Raw genomic sequence first — 19,632 nt, 5'->3', positions numbered from 1 at the left:
ACTGTGGCTTTCTTTTAAATCGGAGCATCCCATGCAATCAACACCTTTACCGGTATTAAACCGCGACCGAGTCAGTGGCTTAATATTCCTGCTTGTCTGTTTAATCTACGGCTACCAAGCTACCCAAATTCAGCTTTTTCCTGGTGACGAATACGAGGCCTTTACGGCACGTACTTTACCTTATTTACTTACCGCCGGTGGCATCATCATGTCACTGCTACTTATTGTCATGTCACCCGCGACAAAGTCTAGAGCTATTGCTTGCGCACAACAAACTGCTGATGAAAGCAGTTTAGATTGGCGTCTACTCGGCGCATTCGTTGCCTTAATGACAGCCTATGGTATTGGACTCACTTGGCTTGGGTTCGTATTGGCCACCAGCTTATTCTTATTAGTCGGATTTTGGCTACTTGGCGAGCGCCGCAAAGCGGTATTGTTTGGTGCCTCTTTCCCTTTTGTAACTGTGTTTTGGTTACTACTGACCAAAGTTCTGGATATTTATCTTGAACCTGGTTACCTCTTTTTAAGCTTGTAGGACGATAATTATGTTAGATGGAATTTTAGCAGGCTTATCCACAGCAATCATGCCAACCAACTTAATGATGGTGATGGTCGGTTGTTTTGTTGGTACTTTTATTGGTATGTTGCCCGGTCTTGGACCGATTTCCGCGATTGCGTTAATGATCCCCATTACTTATGGTTTAGATCCGTCTTCGGGCATGATCTTAATGGCGGGTGTTTACTATGGTGCCATTTTTGGTGGTTCAACATCGTCAATCCTGATCAATGCGCCCGGTTGTTCATCCACCGTGGTCACCGCGTTTGATGGTTATCCGTTAGCCAAGAAAGGCCAAGCTGGTAAAGCCTTAGCACTTGCTGCCTACGCGTCATTTACTGGCGGTACCTTGTCTGCGATCATGTTATTAATCGCTGCCCCTGCACTGGCCAGAGTGTCATTGAGCTTTCAATCATCAGATTACTTTGCCCTAATGCTCGTTGGTCTGTCTGCCGTCGCTGCATTTGCGGGTAAAGGTCAGGTATTAAAAGCCTGGATGATGACTATTTTTGGCTTAATGTTATCTACCGTCGGTATTGATAAAGGCATTGGCGTTGAACGTTTCACCTTTGGTTTGACCGATTTGATGGATGGTTTTAGTTTCTTATTATTAGCGATGGCGACCTTTGCCCTCGGTGAAATATTATTCAGTATTTTAAAACCCGAACCCGATACATCAGCAGAAGAAAACAGTGCCTTATCTGAAATAGGTAGCATGAAGGTGACTAAAGAAGAATTCAAAGAAGTCGCGCCCGTGGCAATTCGTTCTTCTATTTTGGGTTTCTTTGTCGGGGTATTACCCGGTGCAGGCGCAACGATTGCGGCGTTCTTAAGTTATGGTTTAGAACGTAATCTTGCTCCTAAAGATAAACGTGATGAATTTGGTAAAGGCAGTATCCGTGGTCTAGTAGCCCCTGAAGCTGCTAACAATGCTGCATCGAGTGGTTCATTTGTACCGCTATTAACCTTAGGTATTCCAGGTTCTGGTACCACAGCGATTATGCTGGGTGCAATGATCTCTTACGGTATCCAACCTGGTCCGCGTTTGTTTGTCGATAATCCGGAAATATTCTGGTCGGTGATCATCTCTATGTACTTCGGTAACCTGGTACTGATGGTGCTGAATCTACCGCTGATCCCGTATATCGCCAAACTGCTCGCGGTACCAAGAACGGTATTACTGCCGATGATTATTTTCTTCTCAATCACTGGTGTCTATCTGGTTTCCTTTAATACTGTTGATGTCTTTATCATGATCTTAGTGGCGGTGATAGCGATATTTTTAAGGCTCGCGACCTTCCCTTTAGCGCCATTATTACTGGGTTTTATTCTCGGTGGCTTGATGGAAGAAAACCTACGCCGTTCATTAATGATCAGTGATGGTGAGTTAAGTTTCTTGTGGGAACGTCCTATAACACTGACGTTCACGGTTATTTCAGCCTTAGTGCTAATCACGCCTTTGCTACTGACCGCGTTTAACCGCCGTCGAGTGAAGAAGTCAGAATTTGTCGATGACTGTGATTAACAATACGGTTTGCTCGGTAACGGAAACAAAAACAGCGCTCTAAGCGCTGTTTTTTTTCATCCATAAAATAGTCATTCACTCACTAACAGTTTGAATAAACAAACATTATCTAGCTTGCTTTTTATAGGTTCGTTCTGGACGGCCGACTGTGCCGTAGTTTAAATCAGCCACCAATTCACCCGTACTAATGAGGTGCTCTAAATAACGCCTTGCTGTTGTACGACTTGCACCAATCAATACCCCAGCGTTATCCGCGGTAATATCTTTATGCTCAGTAAACAGACCCCGTACTTTATCCAAGGTTACACTATCAATCCCTTTCGGTAGACGTGATGCTGCTGAGTTTTTAACGCTAACCGAAATCATCGAATCAACTAAGTGCTGGTCTAAATCATCGAGGTTAACAAATTGGTTTTTCTGTTTCAGGTACTTATTTAATGATTCTTCTAAACGCGCAAAGATCACTGGTTTTAAAATATAATCAACCACCCCACCACGCATGGCTGCTTGTAGAGTATCAGCGTCACGGTCTGCGGTAATCAAAATGACATCACATTGGTGTTGCTGTTGACGTAAATCACGCAGAATATCCAAGCCGTTACCGTCGGGTAAATACACATCTAACAAGACTAAATCCGGTGTTAATACCTCAAGTAAGGTTTCGGCCTCTGCTTTCGTTGTGGCAATGCCGATGACTTCTAAGCCATCTATTTTCATTAAATTACGACGGTGGATCTCAGCGATACCCACATCATCTTCAATGATTAAGACTTTAATCGGATTAGTTGATGTCATTGCTAATGTCCTTATTCGCATGCTGTTTTGGTAAATACACCGTCATTCTTGTTCCTTTATTATTTATGCTTTCCATTATTAATTGCCCGTTGTACTGGCTAATAATCTGATTAACAAGATGAAGTCCTACGCCTCGATTACTTTCTGATTTACTCGATACGCCTTGCTTAATTAACTCTTCTTGGGCAATATTTTTTGGTAAGCCACAACCATTGTCTTCTACTTCAATTATGATTTCATCGCCAAAATCAGAAAGACTCACGGTCACTTTCTTTTCTGACTTAGGGGTATTACTGCTGATACAAGCATCAAAGCCATTATCAATAAAATTACCTATTACCGTCACCATATCCTCGGCACGAATATGCGCAGGCAAGGCTAATAGCTGTGAACCGTCATCAATCTCTAATAATAGGCCTAACTCTCTGGCTCTTTCACTTTTACCCAGTAATACACCAGCAATCATCGGCTCGTGGATCGCATCGCGTAAGAACTGAATCAGGTGTTGATAGCGCTCTGTTTCTTGCCCTATCAAACTCAGCACCTCTTCATTTTTACCCAAATGAATAAGCCCGCTGATGGTATTTAATTTGTTGCTATGCTCATGGGTTTGCGAGCGTAATAGATCGGAGTATTCACGTACTTGTGATAACTGTTTGGTCAGTTCGCTAATTTCATCTTTAAGCCGAAAACTGGATACTGCACCAACAACTTGACCATCAACAATGAGGATTTGCCTGTTCGCTACGATGGCTTGCCCTTTAATCATCATTTCAACATTATACTCACTGACTTTACTGGTCAAAATATCAGTTAAATTATTCTCGGGTAATACCTCATCCATCTTTTTCTTCAGCACATCTTCCGCATTCACTTTAAAAATATCACAGGCACTGCGGTTAATAGACCGTAAGTTACCGTTGGCATCAATACTCACGACGCCTTCTTTAATGGTACTGAGGGTGACTTCGAGTTCCATATACAAACGCCCGAACTCTTCAGGTTCAAAACCAAATATCGCATTTTGAAATTTCTTGGCGGTAAAATTAGAGATCACGGCGTTAGTCAGTACAACCAATGCGATCATGATAAGCAGAAATATAAGAAAGTGATCGGCTTTACTTTCAATACTCGTCAACAGATAACCAACCGATACGACGCCAACAATATTACCTTGGGCATCTATAATCGGGGTCTTGCCTCTGACAGACCGCCCTAACGAACCTTCGGCAACGGAGATATAAGATAATCCTTGTTTTAAGGCTCTATCATTATCATCCCCTTTCATCGGCTTACCGATCCGCGCATCAATAGGATGAGATAAACGTATCCCGTCTTTATTACCCACGACAATAAACGCAGCATTGACCGAGGCGCGCAAATATTCAATTTTGTTTTTAATCAGCGCAGGATTATTTGTCTCAATCGCTTTAATGACACAGGGGGAAGTTGATAAGAATTTAGCAATACCAAGGGCGTTATTACCACTGTCTTGTTCTTCCCAGTGCTTTAAATAAGCAAAACCAGCAACCGACAAGATCAATAATTTAACAATACCAGACAAAGTCATGATCAATAATAATCGACGCCTAAAGCTTAATTTCTGCCAATTAAACAAGGCGTTATTTTTCATTAAAGCAATCATGCCTGCAGAACCGATGGTAAAAAGAAGACAATGATAACATTAATCCGTATTTATAACTCGGAATTAGCATAAAGTCTGCTTAACCCCCTGTTCAATAAAATAGTATTAACATGACTGCAGATAATATTCAGCTAACGCTTTGATAAGAATACAATGAATAATAATATAGTTAGTAATAAATTCTTTACACTAATTTAACTTCCCAACCCCATTTATTAAAAAATTTAAGGTATCATGCACCTATTAAGAGGCATGCTAAATACCGATTAACCTATTTATTAAAATCGTTATTAAAAACCTTATTAAAATATTGGCTACTATTTACGATTTAGTTCGTGCGACAACAGCGACAGCGGAGATAAACAAGTAATGAATAAAAGAAACACTCAGGTCATTAATGAAGAAGTTTCATTTGATGTGCAAGATGAACTCGTTTCTACCACGGATACTCGCGGGGTCATTACTTACGCCAACGCCACGTTCTGCCAAGTCGCGGGTTTTGAACTCGATGAATTAATTGGTCAGAATCACAATGTTGTTCGTCATCCAGATATGCCCGCGGCGGCATTTAAAGACCTCTGGACTAATTTAGAAGCCGGAAGACCTTGGCGCGGTGCAGTGAAAAACCGCTGTAAAGACGGTCGCTATTATTGGGTTGATGCCTTCGTTACGCCAATCCATGAACAAGGTAAATTAGTCGGCTATCAATCGGTACGTAAAAATTTAGCGCAGCAAGACAAACAAGCAGCGCAGGCGGCCTATACGACCATTAATAATGGCAAGAGCTTATTTAAATGGTACCAACGTCCGGTCCTAAAACCGCTAACTTTCTTCAGCTTAAGCGCATTAATCCTGCATTTTAGTCAAACAATGCCTTACCTGAGTTTGTTATTACCCCTACTGCCTTTTGTTATTTTCCACAATGAATTAGTGACCGTACCCCGCTACTTCGCCAGCTTAAAATTACGCTATGACAGCGTTTCTCGTTATGTGTTCTCTGGTTTAAAACCACAAGGTATTGTTGATTTTCAGTTGAAGATAGAAGAAGGCAAGATCCAAACTATTCTAGGCCGCGTTGTTGATAGTAGTCGCTCACTCGAAACTGGCGCTGACAACCTGACCTCTGCAGCCCACAAAGCCAAAGCAGGGGTTGAACAAGAAACAGCTGAATTACATCAAGTCGCAACAGCAGTCACCGAAATGGCATCGACGATTGCTGAAGTCTCGCAAAATACGTTATTAACATCGGAAAAAGTACAACTGGCTCATGATGATTGTGAAAGTGCAACCAAAGCCATGTCAGATACCATGCTACAAGTGGGTCAACTCGCGATGGATGTGTCAGAATCAGCCGCATCAGCAAGCATGCTATCGGACGAAGCACAGAAGATCAGCGCGATCATGTTAGAGATCCGTGGCATTGCCGATCAAACTAATTTGCTGGCATTGAATGCGGCCATTGAAGCGGCTCGCGCCGGTGAACATGGGCGTGGATTCTCGGTAGTGGCAGATGAGGTCAGAGCGTTATCAACCCGTAGCCATAAAGCCACAGAGCAAATTCAAACGTCGATTAACGAAATTCAACAGACCTTAGTACAATGGTCGGCAACCATGCAACAAGGTAAAGAGTCTGCAGAACTCTGCGTCAATGAATCAGAGCGCACTCAAGCCATGATGCAAAATGTGTATGGCGCGATCACGGATATTTCAGATCTAGCGATTCAAATTTCCAGTGCTTCGGAAGAACAAAATATGGTATCGCAAGAAATTAGCCGCAATATCGTTAATATCAGTGATGCTTCACAACACAACCTGCAACAAACCGAGTTGGTTGAGCGTGAAGCCGCCGATATTAACAGTAATTCTAAATCGTTAGCGGCGTTAGGTTTGACGTTTTAGACTTTTTAACGCTAATTTTTAACGCTAATTTTTAACGGCATCATAAGTGTTGCTTGAGGTAATCTAAAAACACCCTAATTTTAGGGGAAATGAGATCCCGTTTTAGGTACAGCGCATAGGTTGAACTGAGCTTTTCATAAGGGCTGAAGCTGTACTCTGCTAGAACATGGATTAGATCCCCCTTGTTGAGCTGCTGACTTACCGCCCAGCGCGGTATTAATGCTAACCCAGCATGGTTTAATATTAATTGCTTTTGACCATTAACCGAGTTAACAATTAGCCCTTCTTTAATGGCTAATCGACGCGGTTTATCATCCAGCAAATACCAATCGCGCCAGCCACTAAAACCATAACAGATACAGTTGAAATCACGCAAATCATCCGGCGTTTTGGGGCTACCATGGTCAGCCAAGTATTGTGGCGTCGCACAGAGTAAAAAGTCATTATTGGCTAACTTACTGGCAATCAAATTCGAGTCAGGTAAGCGCCCACTGCGTATGGCAATATCAACATTATCTTCAACGATATCAACCACCCTTTCGGTCAGCTCTAATTCAATATTAACGTCGGGATAAGCTTGCATAAAACCGGGTACTAGCGGTAATACACACGACTCACCAAAACCCACCGTCATATTGATTTTTAAGTTACCTTTCGGGCTTTGCTGTAAATCATTTACCGCGCGGTTGGCTTCATCAAGTTCGGCAACAATACGCTGAGAATAATGATAATAAGTCGAACCAGCTTCTGTTAAACCGACATTACGCGTGGTTCGATTCAGTAAACGAATACCTAATTCAGCCTCTAACGCAGCCAACTGTCTGGATATAGACGAGGGCTGCACATCGAAAGCACGACTTGCTGCAGAGATACTGCCCGTTTCCACAACACAATTAAAATAGTGTAATCGCGTGATCATACTCATTCGTTTATTTACCTATCGTATTTTATAAATAGCTGTTTATGAACAGCTTGCCTTAACTTCGCCGATGACCATAAGTCATTGCTATATAAAAAGCAAAACGACTTTATTTACCTGGCTAAGTGTTACTCAACATCTCGATGTTTTTTGCTGTATAAATTAGCCAAAGGTTGCGCACTAAAGCCATGAGCAAAGATACTCATTAAAATGGTTAAAGTAACCACAGCGAAAACAACATCAAAACCGCCGACGTCACCAACTTCATGGGCAACAATCAATACGTAGAGAATAGAAGCAATACCACGTGGGCCAAACCAAGCAATAAACACACGACTCGCCAAGTCTAACTTGGTGCCGATGAGTGAAATGACCACTGGCAACATGCGTAATACCGTTAAGCTTAGCAGGGCATAGATAACCACGTTTAGGCTAATATCATGTAATGTTAACGGCACAAACGCTAAACCAAACAAGAAGAAGCTAATCAGAATAAACAACTCGCCTTCACTCTCAGCGAACTCTTCAATGTGCTCGCGGGCTTTGTGACTGGTATTGCCAATATATAGCCCAGCAAAAAATGCGGCAATAAAGCCATTACCTAAAAAAGCTTCAGCAAGGTAGAACGCCAGAATAGCCAGCGCGATTGGGATCAGGTTTTGATAACTCTCTTCAATCCAATTGTAGTGTATCGCTTTGTTGAGTAATTTTGCCCCGAGATAACCAATAATACCACCGACTAACATGCCAAACACGATCTGCTCGGCGACATACCAAACCCAGCCATAATCGTCAGCTCTGGTGAGGCCACTGGTTATCAAGGTCACGACGGTGAGTATGATTGGAAAAACAATGCCATCATTCAAGCCACTTTCAACATTGATACTAGAGCGGATCACTTTAGGTACTTTCGGATCGGATACCACAGCTTTACCCAGCGCAGCATCTGTGGGCGTAAGCAACAGTGCCAGCAAGAGCATATACGTAATCGGTTGCTCGGGAAACAGCCATACGGCCACAGCGGTACCGATAATTATCGTTAACGGTAGGCCAATAAACAGTAAACGTGCAGGTATCTGCCATGAACGTCGGAGTAATTTCAGATCGAGTAAGGCTGCATCACTAAACAAAACCAGTACTAGTGCTATTTCCACCAGCACAGTGACAAATTCAGCGTCAATCTCAACGGCGGTAATGTCTAAGCCAAACGGTGAACAAATAAGCCCCAATACGGTAAATACCATGGGACCGGATATATCATACTGGGCGAGCTTTTTGGAAATGAAGCCATAAAACAAAACGATTAAGGCAATAATTAAAATAACGACGTGTTCGTCCATGACTAAAACTCCGACCTACAGTGAATTGATTTCTTTTACCATCGCAATCAGTTGCGGGTGAGTTTTAGCGTTTATCTTTGCAGAGCAGCAATAATTTTCAATGACCGCATGTTTACGCACTAACTCGACAAATTCGGGTACTGATATCTGGGTATCTAAAGCCACAAACGCGGCAGTATTTACAGCTGATGATACGATAGGCAGCGAAAACAAGTCTCCGCTCATGTCGATTAATCGGTCTTCTACTTCAAAATGCGATTGGCATAAATCGTGGTCATTCAACCAATCACTTAACGAGGCAATGTAGATGAGTTCATCTTCACCTTGATATTTAATCACTGCGGGCCATTTTATCATTGAAGTATCCTATCGAATGTAGTTTATATCGCTCACTGTAACACCTTGTTATTGTTATTTCATTTATCAACTTCAATCACTTAAATTTTACAGTTAGTGATTATTCACTTAGGTCTTATCTTTTATCATATTTAAATGGATTAAACAGCGTATACTGATTTTCTCATTTACCCATATAACGAAATCAAGTGGACACTGTTCCCATTACGTTAAAAAATAATTTTCGTGCCACCATGGATACTATTTTAGACAATATTCATGAGCATGGTTATGCTGTCATCGAAGATGCCTTTCCAGAAGGTGTTATTGAACGATTACTGACTGATTGCCTTGAAAACCAGCCAGACTTTAAAGCCGCAGGCATTGGCCGTCGCCAAGACTCACAACTAAATGAACAAATACGTAAAGATAAGACCCTATGGTTAACGGGTGCAAGTACTGCACAAGCTGACTTTATGGCACTAACGGATGAATTGAGATTAGAAGTTAATCGCAACTTTTTCTTAGGTTTATTCGATTATGAATGTCATTACGCAAAATATGAAGTGGGTGATTTTTATAAAAAACACCTTGATGCCTTTAAAGGTAAATCAAACCGTGTATTTACCACTGTCTGTTATCTCAATACACCCGATATCGGTGGTGAACTGCTTGTCTATGCTCAAGACTCAGATGATGTGATCGCACGTGTCGCACCAAAAGCAGGTACCTTGGTAGTATTTGAAAGTGAGCGCTTCCCCCATGAAGTACTTGCCGCAGGATCTGAACGTTACTCAATTGCAGGCTGGTTTAGAACGAACAACTCGATTGCTGGTACGATTGACCCAACGTTATAAAAACAACAAGGCCGAGTGATATTGTAATCACTCGGCCTTTCAATTTATCTACTTACCTATTTACAAGATAAGGGCTCATAAACAGCGTTGCTTAGCGTTCGCCTTGCACTTCAAAATCATCTGCTGCTAACAATGCACTGCCATCAGCTTGAACACGCCATTGTTCGTGATGCACTGCGCCGAAGGCTTTGTTCATTGTCCATTTAGCTGTTAATACATAGCTATCATCATTCATTGCCACCCATTCAACATCAGTGTAATCAACGTCGCTAAAACCTTGATCAATGATACCTTGCCAAAATATTTGGATCTCTTCACGACCAGTGAATGTGCCAAACGGACGCGCATGCATTACAGTGCCTTCTTCATATTGCGCTGCACAACCTGCTGCATCTTGGTTATTAAAAGCTGTCTGCCATGCTGCGATTGCTGTTTTACATGCTGATAAGATTTGAGCTTGTGTCATGTTCTTTCTCCGATGAAATGTCTGGCTGTTATATGAGTACAGGTTTGTTATATGCCTAACTGACTATATAAGTGTATGGCGTTACTTTAGCGTTATAATTAACAAACAAAAACAGACTAATTAGAAAACACTGTTAAGATAAACAGAACAATGGCTATAATTAACAATTAACAATTAACAATTAACAGCCAACAGCCAACAGCCAACAGCGGCAGATGACATTAGGTAAGCATAAACCATGAGTAAATTGAAACAGATGACTGTATTCATGTATGTCGTCAAACTTGGTTCGATAACCAAAGCAGCAGAAAAACTCGACGTATCTAAGTCGGTTGTCAGTCAGCACCTAAAACAGCTAGAATCAGAGCTTGCAGTTACCCTACTCAAACGTACTACCCGTAAACAAAGCCTGACTTCTGCAGGTGAGCATTTTTATCAACAATGTTGCACCATGCATGAACTGGCAGAACAAGCTTGGCAAGATGCACTGCAATTACAGCTAGCACCGCAAGGGTTAATCAAGATAACCGCACCGCATGCGTTAATGGACCATCTGGTTTTACCCGCATTACACGAAGTATTTCATGCTTACCCAGACGTTGAACTGGAATTGATTAGTCATGATGGTCGTTCTGATTTGATGCAAGAAGGCATTGATATAGCGATACGCGTTGGCGAGTCAAAGATAAGTAATCTTAAACAAAAGCGCATTGGTGATTTTAGAGATGTGCTTTGTGGCTCAGTACAAACAGTTAAAGCCTGCCAGAGTGATATTGAAGCATTAAAAGTAGAGAATATCAGATACGTCGCGAATCACTGGCAAGAAAAGTCGATTCATCACAGCTTTAGTCCTAAGAACAGTCGCAGTGATAAAAGTGGCTCTAATAAAAACCTGGCTGATAAAAAGGGCACGCCACGCTTTGAACTTAATTTTAAAACCCATCATAAAGCTAATACCCTGCCCACTTGTCTGAGTATGTTAGTGCAAGGTTTTGGTGTGGGGATTATTCCAGACTTTATCTTTGCTAAGCATAACCAAAGCTTGGCAGAGTTATTACCAGAGCACCAACTCGACAAGGTCAATGTCTATGCATTGCATGCTTATCAAGCTGCGGTACCCATTGGCGTGACGATGGCAATAGAGGCCATTGCTAAGCGGCTTAGCTAGCTATTAGCAAATGACCCATAACTCGTTATTACAGGTATTACTTAGATTGGGCTTTTTGGCGTAGTTCTGTCACGACTTCGCCACCGATACCCCAGTTGTCGGTATTCACTTCATCGATAACAACAACGGTGGTTTTCGGATTCTTCCCTAATACATCCACCAGCAATTGCGTTGCACCAGCGATTAATTGGGCTTTTTGCTCTTTCGTGACTTGTTCATCGGTAATTTTAATATTGATATACGGCATAGTGTTGCATCCTGCATTACTTTAGAGGTAATAACTTTACCTGAGATATAGTATTTATGCTATTGGCAGTGTTGGTTTTTGAGGAGCTTGGCTTGGTGGTGCTCTAAGCCATTACTGGACAAAAATGGCTTAGGGCTTACGATTCAAAGAATATGCTTCGCATTACTAAAAGTATAGCGAAATTGAGATCAACGCCTGCGTGTGGGGCGCCGAAGGTGTTTCAGGCGGCCGCAGTAGCCATATGAATTTGAGATGGTTTCTACTCAACTGGAGACAGCTCTTTTGGGTACTTGCCACCTGTCAGACAGACTATTCCACCGAGCATTCCATTGTCATACCTGACTCTTCCCGCTGAGTCTGAATCTGCTTTGCTATCAACGCCGTCAATCTGCACATTGACCTGACGGGTTGTTTCGCCAGGCATCAGCCAGATGCAGGCAGAAATAGAGCAGGATCCTGATGATTTTCTACAGCCGTCCGGCGAACTGCCTTTTACCCAGTCGGTGCCGTCTTCTTTACTGAGCAGTTGAGCTGCATTATAAACCGGATGATCAATATACTGCTCGCCGCCGAGCCAGTAGTCCTTATACGGAATATAGGGACCTTTCCAGCCAGGAATACCCGGATTTTCAATCAGGTGATCAATTTTCAGATAGCCATAAGCAGGGTTTGTATCGGATGTAATAGTAAGCTCTTCACCGGTATCTTTAGCGTACTGCTCTGCCGCACTCAGGAGTTTCTGCAGATCGTTGATAACAACAGTGGCTTTTTCAGTGTGGTCAGTCGCGTATGAAACTGAGCTGATACCCAGCCATAAGCTGACGATCAGCATATGGCTGGCGGATTTTATAGCTGCTTTAAACAAGGCACTTCTCCTAGTCAGGGTAAAATTCGATATAGATGATTTATTTTGGTTGTTAACGTCAGTGATCCTGTCAGCTGTTTATACTGACATGTGTCAAGTTGACCTAATGAATGTCCGGATATAGCTTTAGCAACTAAATCTCTACTACATTATCCCCTAATAGTGATAAAATCTCCGCACCAAAATAACCGAGAAACTCTATGTTAATCCATCATGTTAACGGCATCGACTGGCTGGTGATTACAGCTTTTGAAGAACTGAAAACTATGTTTATCGAAGAAGCTGCTGCGATCACCTTTTGCTTCTCTACCGCCAGCGAATTGAACCTGATTGATCAAGCCAAGCGCACTTATGGATATTTGCCTACACTCAGGGGCGTAATTACCGATACCGGCACTTTTCAAAGCCAGGATAACGAAGAAGATTTGAACCCACAGCTTGCCTGCCTAGTGGAAGGGCGTGGTCGGGTATTTATCTATCACGGCTGCTTTGTGGCTTTTGTGGATGACGAGCAAACCTTTATTACCCGAATGGACTGAAAATTATTCAGTCATTTGAAATCGGCTAATTGCAAGGCTTGACCGTATTCGCTGTATTACCTCTATTTGGCACGCATTGATGTTAGTTCATTTTTGATACTGCGTGCTGCTCTACCATGAACGCAATCACTTAAGCAAGATTTACTGACGTATTGGCGCTGTTTTCCCATATGAAGGATAAACCCTAAATCGGTTTGTTGAAGTTGGTCGATTTCAGTCCATGTGATATTGCGGGTGTTTTTACCGTTTTTATAACTCACACCGTTAGCGTCACCCTGAAATACCACTTTGCTGCCTGAGTTCAAACTGAACTTTTGTCGGCATAACCACCAGCTTCTCTTAAAATAAATACTGAACGCCTCAATGATACTCAAAGTAATAAAGAACCAACCAACGTAACTGCTGGGTAATAGCTCAAACTTCACTAAAACCACACCAAAAATAAGAAAAATCATTCCTTTTAAATAGGCTTTTGGAAATTTAGCAGGACTGTTAGTTTGACCATAACACTCAGCAAAAAAGGGCTTGTCGAGGGTGTATTCTGTGGTGAAATCAAAATCTTTAGACATATGTGACTACTTTGAAGTTTTCTGTGAATGAGTATCCATGCTGCGATCTTGCAACTCGAGTATTGTATAACTTTTGGTGCTTTTCTTTAGCTCTTTTGTAAATCTAAGACTTAGCTAACTTTATTGCCCATCTTAGAATATCCAAATACTAAATGAAGCGCTTCGGCCTGACTTTTACCTTCAGACATTAATCGTGTGATGTCTTCAACGATATTTTCTTGAACAGCTAGCGGAGGTGGTGTTTCTATTTCCATATTCATAATATCGTCGATGCTAATTTCCATTTTATTCCTTGTCATTGATTTGTTCATGTTATTAAATAGCCGACTCAGTTTAACATGTTAGCTATATTAAAATTCAGTCTATCCCCTACCCACGATTAAAATACTGCGTATTCGCAAACCAAACGCCAATACTCACCGCTATCATGGCAATGATAAGACTCAGCTTAACAGGTTCATCAAACACAAATAGCGCGCTGATACCGGCAATAACGGGCACCATTGCCATCATAGTACCCATGTTCGCGGCACCAATAACCTGTACGGCGCGCACGTACAACAGCATTTGTACTATTGTCGCCATGAATCCTTGGTAGAAGCTTTGCAGTAACATATCGCGCCACAATCCAGCATTAATCAATTCCAAGCTAATGTTACTCGGTAGGAACAGTAAGTAGATAGGCATGTAAATGGTGCAGGTGATGATGGCTAAGCTCGCAGTCGCTTGCCACGGCGTGACCTGCCAGCGGCTTAATAACACTGAAAATATACCCCAACAAAACGCGGCGCCAGTCAGGCTTAAATGGCCAATCGATAACGTCCCTTGGGCGAGGAATTCTTGTAAAAACAGCACGACAATACCCAATGTGATGATGCCAACGCCCAGCCATTTAGTCCACGGGTGACCTTGTTTATTTATCACCACAGACAAGACAATAATCATCACTGGGATCAAACCAGGTAGCAAGACTGCAGACTGTGAACCGGGGGTCGTTTCAAATCCTTGAAAGGCAAATAACGCATAACCTAAGCCGCCAAATAAGCTGCAGATAATAAACTTCGGTTGCCATAATTTGAACCGAAATTTAAACAACCAAAAAGGTAACACTAAAGCCGCACACGTGGCATAACGAATAGCAATAACATCATAAGACAACAAAGGGCTGATCCCGCCCATGCGTGACACTAATATAAATCCCGACCAGATCAGTACTGCGCCAAATGCAGCTAAATATCCCAGTCGTGTTGAATCGTCCATAATTTATCTCTCGGTAAGCTTGTGCTCAGCAGTATAAAGCAACGAGCGTATATTAATATTAAATTTCAGTTGTTTATAGCATCCGACCAGCGGCTTAAACAATGATATATTATTTTATTGCTTTATACTCCGGTGAAATACTCTGTTATTCGCACATCAACAAGGACAATCCATGAGCTTGCTGCTTATCTCTTTACTTATTATTATCTACTTATTACTCCGCTTGTTTAACTTTCATCGCATCAAATCAATCGTCTTATTCAGCACTGTTTTACTTACGCTGCTTATTAGTACAGGCGTTATTCCGAAATATTTACTGGATAAATTACAGCAAGACTATGCGCAAAAGCCAACAATACAATGGCAGGATAATAACGCCATTATCGTACTTGGTGCAGGCTTAGAAAAGGTCGGTAATGATGTTGATAGTGTTGATGCTGGGACTGTCAAAAAGGTTGATAATATCGAACCGCCCTTCCATGCTTTTGGACGGATTTACGAAGCAGCAAGACTTTACAATGAATGCAATAATACAGAGAAAAATAATACCGAGAAAAACAGTACAGATAAAAACAGTACAGAGCAACAATGTAAGATCATCGTCAGTGGTGGTGATACGCATAAATTGGGTACGACAGAAGCAGCCGTATATAAACAACGTTTAGTGCAAATTGGCATTAACACCGATGATATTATTACCGAAGCTAACAGCCTTAACACTTGGCAGAATGCCCAATTTACCAGTGAAATACTGCGTAAGGGTGATTACGACAATAGCGTCTTAGTTTCATCTGGATTACACATCAAACGTAGCCAACTGTACTTTGAACACTTTGGTGTGCGCGCAACACCAATCAGAGCCGATTATATGTCGACAACGGTGTCATGGCTGCCATTGGGTTATAACTTTGCGCTGACTGATTTTGCCTTGCACGAATGGATTGGCTTTTGGCGATATGATATCTACAACATGCTTGGCGCAAATCAAAAACGTGTTGATGTTGGCGATGCCTAGTGACGTAAGAGGCTTAGACAAAAGACAGGCGTAACGTCAAACGAGCGACATGACGCAGCTAAAAACTACAGCGAAGATAATGAGCAACAAATTACTTGAATCCAGCAGTCATGCTCGTTATCTTCGTCGATTTACATTATGACTTATCGACAACGTGCGCCGTAGAAATGTTTAACTCAGTCCAAACATGATGAGCGAAACCAGCACCCGCTTCTTCGTACATGTTATAAACAGGATTAACACCAAGCGCTTTCAATTCGTCTTCATCACCTTTAAAGTGTGCGAGTGCCGCTACTTGGAAACTACAGCGTTCCATCTTATGTAATTGCTCTGCCGCATAATGGTTACCGTGGTGATCAGGCATCGCTAATAGCACCAATTTAATGTTATCGGTCATTTCCAACTTATTCCAAAAATCGGTATCAAGTGCATCGCCCGTCATAACGCGGCGACCCAATTCACAATGATCTAAGGTTTTCTGGTTGTTGTAATCAAGCCCCAATACTTTATCACCGTATTGCGCTTTCAATTCATCATACGCACCAGCGCCAATACGCCCCATACCCATGACTAAGATCTCTGCATCACCCAGTGACACAGGACGATCGTCAATGTGTAGTTCCGTGGCCTGAAAACGCGCTAACTGATGGGTAAAGCGATTATAGATATCGTCTGCGTACTTATTCAGTAACGAAGCAATCACAAAGCTCAGTGATACTGCCAGTGCGGTAATAATCAACCAATCCTGTGATAACCAGCCTTTATACGTGGCAAGCGCGGCGACAATCAAACCAAATTCGCTGTAGTTAGCCAGTGAAAAAGCAGCAAACAATGACGTACGCGCACGTAATTTGAATTGCGCTAACGTCACAAAGTACAGCGCTATTTTACCAAACAATACCACCGCTAAAATCATCGCGACGAACAAGTGATCAACGGTCGGCAGTCCACCCAAACCAATACTGAGGAAGAAACAGACAAGTAACATCTCTTTCATATTAAACAAGGCTTTGGCCATCTGTTTGGCACTGGCATGTCCCGCTAACAACATACCCGCAATCAAGGCACCGAGATCAGCTTTCATGCCTACCGATTCAAACAATCCAGCGCCCAGTACAAGCGCAAGGAAGATACCGTATAACACCAGTAACTCACCTTGACCCACTCGGTCTAACAGTTTAAACAACAGCGGTCGAATTAACGGTAAGGCTAATAATATAACCGCAAACAACGATGGGATCTTACCGACTGATACTGTTAAAAAGACCACAGCAAAGATATCTTGCATGATCAGGATACCAATCGCGATACGGCCATATAACGAGTTGGTTTCACTCTTTTCTTCCAGAATTTTCACCGCAAATACCGTACTCGAAAAACTCAATGCAAAGGCAACCAATACCAGCGAGAAGGTATCGAGGTTAGTAAAGAAGGTCAAACCAATTTGCTTTAAAACAAATAGCACCACGGCATAAAAAGCAATGCTGGCAAAGATATGCACACTTGCCCCGCCCCATACTTCAGCTTTAAACAAGGTGCGTATGTCTAGCTTTAAGCCAATCGAGAACAGCAGTAAGGTGACACCCAAATCGGCAAATGTTTGCAAACCCGCAGTCGCTTCAAAACCGTAAAAATTAAGCGCAAAACCCGCTAATAGGAAACCAACCATAGGTGGCAACCCTGTAAGATTAACGATCATACCAAAACTGAATGCAGTGGCGATAAAGAGTAAAAGAGTACTGTCCATTTACGATGGCCTATTTAAGGTGAACTAAGTGCTGATACCCTCGACATGAGAACCCTGAGCATGATTAGCGATAAAATTTTTTAAGCATTGAGACGTGATGTAATTTACTAATTTTAAGATAGTTTATGGATTAGAACAATCCCTTTATACTACTTAGGTATTAAATTTATATTATGTATAACCAATATTTATATTCCGCTTGTTGATTAAAGCAGAAGTCACCAGCGTTACTTTAAATACACAGTAAACAGATAAAATAACAAAGTCCAAATACCACAACGAGTGAACATAACATTTTTCACATATAACATTTGACGCATATAACATTTTACGCATATACTACATATAACAAAAAACAGATATATAACTGAGGGTATATGCAACCAGTACAACTTTTCAAAACCTTATCTGACGACTCTCGACTCAGGATCATCATGCTCATTGATCAAGAAAAAGAGCTGTGTGTATGTGAATTAATCTCTGCGCTGACTGCAAGCCAGCCAAGTATCTCACGCAATTTAGCCCAGCTGCGTAAAGCAGAATTACTGGTTATTAGAAAATACAAACAGTGGGTTTTTTATGCCATCAATCCAGAGTTAGCACCGTGGATCAAATCCATTATCGCACTCAGTGCTAAACAAAATAATAGCTTAATTGGCGCAGATATACAGCGCTTAAACGACATGGGCAACCGCCCTGAACGCATACAACTACACTGCGAGTAAATGATCATGGGTATATTTGAACGGTATTTATCGGTATGGGTAGCACTTGCTATCGCCGCAGGCGTTATTTTAGGGGTTTGGCAGCCCGACGTATTTCAGCTTATCGCAGGTTTAGAAATTGCACACGTTAACTTGGTTGTCGCTGTCTTTATCTGGATCATGATTTATCCAATGATGGTGCAAATCGATTTCTCGGCCATTAAAGATGTCGGCAAAAATCCCAAAGGTTTATTCCTCACGGTATTCATTAACTGGATCATTAAACCTTTTACTATGGCTGCTTTTGCCTGGTTATTCTTCAAAGTATTCTTCGTCGATATGGTTGATCCCAGTTCTGCCCAAGAATATATCGCCGGTATGATCTTACTTGGTGTTGCACCTTGTACGGCCATGGTATTTGTATGGTCACAACTAACCAAAGGTGATGCTAACTATACTTTAGTACAAGTATCAGTGAACGATATCATCATGGTCTTTGCGTTCGCGCCGATTGCAGCATTCTTACTCGAAGTCAGTGATATCAATGTACCTTGGGAAACTTTACTGTACTCAGTTGTACTCTATGTAGTATTGCCCTTGATTGCCGGTATTCTTACGCGTAGAAAGTTAAACAAAGCCAATGACAAAGAAGCCATTCAACATGTACTTGCGAAGCTAAAACCTTGGTCTATCTTAGGCTTGCTCGCGACCGTGGTGTTATTATTTGGCTTTCAGGCAAACACCTTAATTAACGACCCGACGACTATCGTGCTTATCGCTATTCCGTTGGCGTTACAAACCTACATGATCTTTGCGATTACGTTTTTTGCTGCTAAAAAGCTAAAACTACCGCATAACATTGCCGGTCCTGCGTGCTTGATTGGTACGTCAAACTTCTTTGAGCTTGCTGTCGCGGTGGCTATTTCGTTATTTGGCCTGCATTCTGGTGCGGCTCTTGCGACTGTGGTGGGAGTGCTTGTTGAAGTACCGATTATGTTATCGCTCGTGGCGATTATTAACCGTAGCCATGGCTCATTCAGCGATTCATCTGACGATTCTTCAGGCGGGTTACCAAGCGATTCATTAGACAATTCGTTAGACAATTCAAAACCTTAATTGCTACACTTAGGTTAAGCGCTTAGATTAAAATATTAAATGCATAAATTTAATATAAATCAGA

At 41.9% G+C, this 19,632-nt stretch carries 21 protein-coding genes; 9 read left to right on the top strand and 12 right to left on the bottom strand.

The window, feature by feature from the left end:
• Positions 1-31: 31 nt before the first annotated feature.
• Both A923_RS0105050 and A923_RS0105045 read left to right on the top strand, forming a co-directional pair.
• Complete coding sequence (locus A923_RS0105050; protein ID WP_017220570.1) at positions 32-535, top strand: tripartite tricarboxylate transporter TctB family protein; 504 nt, start codon at positions 32-34, stop codon at positions 533-535.
• 10 nt (positions 536-545) lie between these two features.
• Entirely contained in the window at positions 546-2,081 is a 1,536-nt protein-coding gene (locus A923_RS0105045; RefSeq protein WP_017220569.1) for a tripartite tricarboxylate transporter permease, read from the top strand.
• A gap of 105 nt (positions 2,082-2,186) precedes the next feature.
• On the opposite strand, the gene A923_RS0105040 is transcribed toward A923_RS0105045, so the two are convergent.
• Both A923_RS0105040 and A923_RS0105035 read right to left on the bottom strand, forming a co-directional pair.
• A complete protein-coding gene (locus A923_RS0105040; RefSeq protein WP_017220568.1) occupies positions 2,187-2,876 on the bottom strand; it encodes a response regulator in 690 nt (229 codons plus the stop codon).
• The gene (locus tag A923_RS0105035) at positions 2,863-4,521 is read right to left on the bottom strand and encodes an ATP-binding protein (RefSeq protein ID WP_017220567.1); all 1,659 of its coding nucleotides are present in this window, start codon (positions 4,519-4,521) and stop codon (positions 2,863-2,865) included. Before A923_RS0105035 ends, A923_RS0105040 begins: the two co-directional genes overlap by 14 nt.
• A gap of 369 nt (positions 4,522-4,890) precedes the next feature.
• Here A923_RS0105035 and A923_RS0105030 point away from each other — a divergent pair, with 369 nt between their 5' ends.
• Positions 4,891-6,420, top strand: coding sequence for a methyl-accepting chemotaxis protein (locus tag A923_RS0105030; RefSeq protein ID WP_017220566.1), 1,530 nt, complete (start codon positions 4,891-4,893; stop codon positions 6,418-6,420).
• A gap of 40 nt (positions 6,421-6,460) precedes the next feature.
• Here A923_RS0105030 and A923_RS0105025 read toward each other — a convergent pair whose 3' ends face one another.
• The 3 genes from A923_RS0105025 to A923_RS0105015 form a co-directional block, all read right to left on the bottom strand.
• Positions 6,461-7,345 (bottom strand): LysR family transcriptional regulator, encoded by an 885-nt coding sequence (locus tag A923_RS0105025; RefSeq protein WP_017220565.1) that lies wholly within the window; start codon positions 7,343-7,345, stop codon positions 6,461-6,463.
• A gap of 122 nt (positions 7,346-7,467) precedes the next feature.
• Positions 7,468-8,679 (bottom strand): cation:proton antiporter, encoded by a 1,212-nt coding sequence (locus A923_RS0105020; RefSeq protein WP_017220564.1) that lies wholly within the window; start codon positions 8,677-8,679, stop codon positions 7,468-7,470.
• Positions 8,680-8,694: 15 nt separating this feature from the next.
• Positions 8,695-9,036, bottom strand: coding sequence for a DUF4144 family protein (locus A923_RS0105015; RefSeq protein WP_017220563.1), 342 nt, complete (start codon positions 9,034-9,036; stop codon positions 8,695-8,697).
• Between the two features lie 233 nt (positions 9,037-9,269).
• Here A923_RS0105015 and A923_RS0105010 point away from each other — a divergent pair, with 233 nt between their 5' ends.
• Positions 9,270-9,872 carry a 2OG-Fe(II) oxygenase gene (locus A923_RS0105010; protein WP_051039715.1) on the top strand — a complete coding sequence of 201 codons (603 nt, stop codon included), beginning with the start codon at positions 9,270-9,272 and terminating at the stop codon, positions 9,870-9,872.
• 91 nt (positions 9,873-9,963) lie between these two features.
• On the opposite strand, the gene A923_RS0105005 is transcribed toward A923_RS0105010, so the two are convergent.
• Positions 9,964-10,338, bottom strand: coding sequence for a nuclear transport factor 2 family protein (locus A923_RS0105005; RefSeq protein ID WP_017220561.1), 375 nt, complete (start codon positions 10,336-10,338; stop codon positions 9,964-9,966).
• Positions 10,339-10,576: 238 nt separating this feature from the next.
• Here A923_RS0105005 and A923_RS0105000 point away from each other — a divergent pair, with 238 nt between their 5' ends.
• Positions 10,577-11,506 carry a LysR family transcriptional regulator gene (locus tag A923_RS0105000; RefSeq protein WP_017220560.1) on the top strand — a complete coding sequence of 310 codons (930 nt, stop codon included), beginning with the start codon at positions 10,577-10,579 and terminating at the stop codon, positions 11,504-11,506.
• Positions 11,507-11,543: 37 nt separating this feature from the next.
• Here the strand turns inward: A923_RS0105000 and A923_RS0104995 are convergent, their stop codons facing one another.
• Together A923_RS0104995 and A923_RS0104990 are read right to left on the bottom strand one after the other, a co-directional pair.
• Positions 11,544-11,753: a 2-hydroxymuconate tautomerase family protein gene (locus A923_RS0104995; protein WP_017220559.1), complete on the bottom strand. Its 210-nt coding sequence runs from the start codon at positions 11,751-11,753 to the stop codon at positions 11,544-11,546.
• A gap of 259 nt (positions 11,754-12,012) precedes the next feature.
• Positions 12,013-12,618 (bottom strand): hypothetical protein, encoded by a 606-nt coding sequence (locus tag A923_RS0104990; protein WP_017220558.1) that lies wholly within the window; start codon positions 12,616-12,618, stop codon positions 12,013-12,015.
• Positions 12,619-12,818: 200 nt separating this feature from the next.
• On the opposite strand from A923_RS0104990, the gene A923_RS0104985 reads away from it, so the two are divergent.
• Positions 12,819-13,157 carry a hypothetical protein gene (locus A923_RS0104985; protein WP_017220557.1) on the top strand — a complete coding sequence of 113 codons (339 nt, stop codon included), beginning with the start codon at positions 12,819-12,821 and terminating at the stop codon, positions 13,155-13,157.
• A 62-nt stretch (positions 13,158-13,219) separates the two neighbouring features.
• Here the strand turns inward: A923_RS0104985 and A923_RS22475 are convergent, their stop codons facing one another.
• From A923_RS22475 to A923_RS0104970, 3 genes are all read right to left on the bottom strand, one after another.
• Positions 13,220-13,726, bottom strand: a complete 507-nt coding sequence (locus tag A923_RS22475; RefSeq protein ID WP_237716177.1) for a YcxB family protein — start codon at positions 13,724-13,726, stop codon at positions 13,220-13,222.
• Between the two features lie 110 nt (positions 13,727-13,836).
• Complete coding sequence (locus A923_RS23075; RefSeq protein WP_017220556.1) at positions 13,837-14,010, bottom strand: hypothetical protein; 174 nt, start codon at positions 14,008-14,010, stop codon at positions 13,837-13,839.
• A gap of 85 nt (positions 14,011-14,095) precedes the next feature.
• Positions 14,096-14,986, bottom strand: coding sequence for a DMT family transporter (locus A923_RS0104970; protein WP_017220555.1), 891 nt, complete (start codon positions 14,984-14,986; stop codon positions 14,096-14,098).
• 172 nt (positions 14,987-15,158) lie between these two features.
• Here A923_RS0104970 and A923_RS0104965 point away from each other — a divergent pair, with 172 nt between their 5' ends.
• On the top strand, positions 15,159-16,001 hold the full coding sequence (locus A923_RS0104965) for a YdcF family protein (protein ID WP_017220554.1): 843 nt from the start codon (positions 15,159-15,161) through the stop codon (positions 15,999-16,001).
• A gap of 136 nt (positions 16,002-16,137) precedes the next feature.
• Here A923_RS0104965 and A923_RS0104960 read toward each other — a convergent pair whose 3' ends face one another.
• On the bottom strand, positions 16,138-17,748 hold the full coding sequence (locus A923_RS0104960; RefSeq protein ID WP_017220553.1) for a cation:proton antiporter domain-containing protein: 1,611 nt from the start codon (positions 17,746-17,748) through the stop codon (positions 16,138-16,140).
• A 377-nt stretch (positions 17,749-18,125) separates the two neighbouring features.
• Between A923_RS0104960 and A923_RS0104955 the strand changes: the two genes are divergently transcribed.
• Positions 18,126-18,473: a metalloregulator ArsR/SmtB family transcription factor gene (locus A923_RS0104955; RefSeq protein WP_026006070.1), complete on the top strand. Its 348-nt coding sequence runs from the start codon at positions 18,126-18,128 to the stop codon at positions 18,471-18,473.
• Positions 18,474-18,479: 6 nt separating this feature from the next.
• A complete protein-coding gene (gene arsB, locus A923_RS0104950; RefSeq protein WP_026006069.1) occupies positions 18,480-19,568 on the top strand; it encodes an ACR3 family arsenite efflux transporter in 1,089 nt (362 codons plus the stop codon).
• The last annotated feature ends 64 nt before the right edge of the window (positions 19,569-19,632 follow it).

The sequence above is a fragment of the Moritella dasanensis ArB 0140 genome, from assembly GCF_000276805.1.
In the GTDB taxonomy this organism is placed as follows: Bacteria; Pseudomonadota; Gammaproteobacteria; order Enterobacterales; family Moritellaceae; genus Moritella; species Moritella dasanensis.
Note: the sequence above shows the minus strand (reverse complement) of the source record. Positions and strands in the feature narration are given on the sequence as shown.

Bases quoted from the DNA above. Each gene is read 5' to 3' on its own strand.
- A923_RS0104985 (WP_017220557.1), top strand. From the start codon at position 12,819: ATGTTAATCCATCATGTTAACGGCATCGACTGGCTGGTGATTACAGCT.
- A923_RS0105015 (WP_017220563.1), bottom strand. From the start codon at position 9,036: ATGATAAAATGGCCCGCAGTGATTAAATATCAAGGTGAAGATGAACTC.
- A923_RS0105010 (WP_051039715.1), top strand. From the start codon at position 9,270: ATGGATACTATTTTAGACAATATTCATGAGCATGGTTATGCTGTCATC.
- A923_RS0105000 (WP_017220560.1), top strand. From the start codon at position 10,577: ATGAGTAAATTGAAACAGATGACTGTATTCATGTATGTCGTCAAACTT.
- arsB (WP_026006069.1), top strand. From the start codon at position 18,480: ATGGGTATATTTGAACGGTATTTATCGGTATGGGTAGCACTTGCTATC.
- A923_RS0104955 (WP_026006070.1), top strand. From the start codon at position 18,126: ATGCAACCAGTACAACTTTTCAAAACCTTATCTGACGACTCTCGACTC.
- A923_RS23075 (WP_017220556.1), bottom strand. From the start codon at position 14,010: ATGGAAATTAGCATCGACGATATTATGAATATGGAAATAGAAACACCA.
- A923_RS0104970 (WP_017220555.1), bottom strand. From the start codon at position 14,986: ATGGACGATTCAACACGACTGGGATATTTAGCTGCATTTGGCGCAGTA.
- A923_RS0104965 (WP_017220554.1), top strand. From the start codon at position 15,159: ATGAGCTTGCTGCTTATCTCTTTACTTATTATTATCTACTTATTACTC.
- A923_RS0105005 (WP_017220561.1), bottom strand. From the start codon at position 10,338: ATGACACAAGCTCAAATCTTATCAGCATGTAAAACAGCAATCGCAGCA.
- A923_RS0104995 (WP_017220559.1), bottom strand. From the start codon at position 11,753: ATGCCGTATATCAATATTAAAATTACCGATGAACAAGTCACGAAAGAG.
- A923_RS0105040 (WP_017220568.1), bottom strand. From the start codon at position 2,876: ATGACATCAACTAATCCGATTAAAGTCTTAATCATTGAAGATGATGTG.
- A923_RS0105025 (WP_017220565.1), bottom strand. From the start codon at position 7,345: ATGAGTATGATCACGCGATTACACTATTTTAATTGTGTTGTGGAAACG.
- A923_RS22475 (WP_237716177.1), bottom strand. From the start codon at position 13,726: ATGTCTAAAGATTTTGATTTCACCACAGAATACACCCTCGACAAGCCC.
- A923_RS0105020 (WP_017220564.1), bottom strand. From the start codon at position 8,679: ATGGACGAACACGTCGTTATTTTAATTATTGCCTTAATCGTTTTGTTT.
- A923_RS0105030 (WP_017220566.1), top strand. From the start codon at position 4,891: ATGAATAAAAGAAACACTCAGGTCATTAATGAAGAAGTTTCATTTGAT.
- A923_RS0105050 (WP_017220570.1), top strand. From the start codon at position 32: ATGCAATCAACACCTTTACCGGTATTAAACCGCGACCGAGTCAGTGGC.
- A923_RS0105045 (WP_017220569.1), top strand. From the start codon at position 546: ATGTTAGATGGAATTTTAGCAGGCTTATCCACAGCAATCATGCCAACC.
- A923_RS0104960 (WP_017220553.1), bottom strand. From the start codon at position 17,748: ATGGACAGTACTCTTTTACTCTTTATCGCCACTGCATTCAGTTTTGGT.
- A923_RS0105035 (WP_017220567.1), bottom strand. From the start codon at position 4,521: ATGATTGCTTTAATGAAAAATAACGCCTTGTTTAATTGGCAGAAATTA.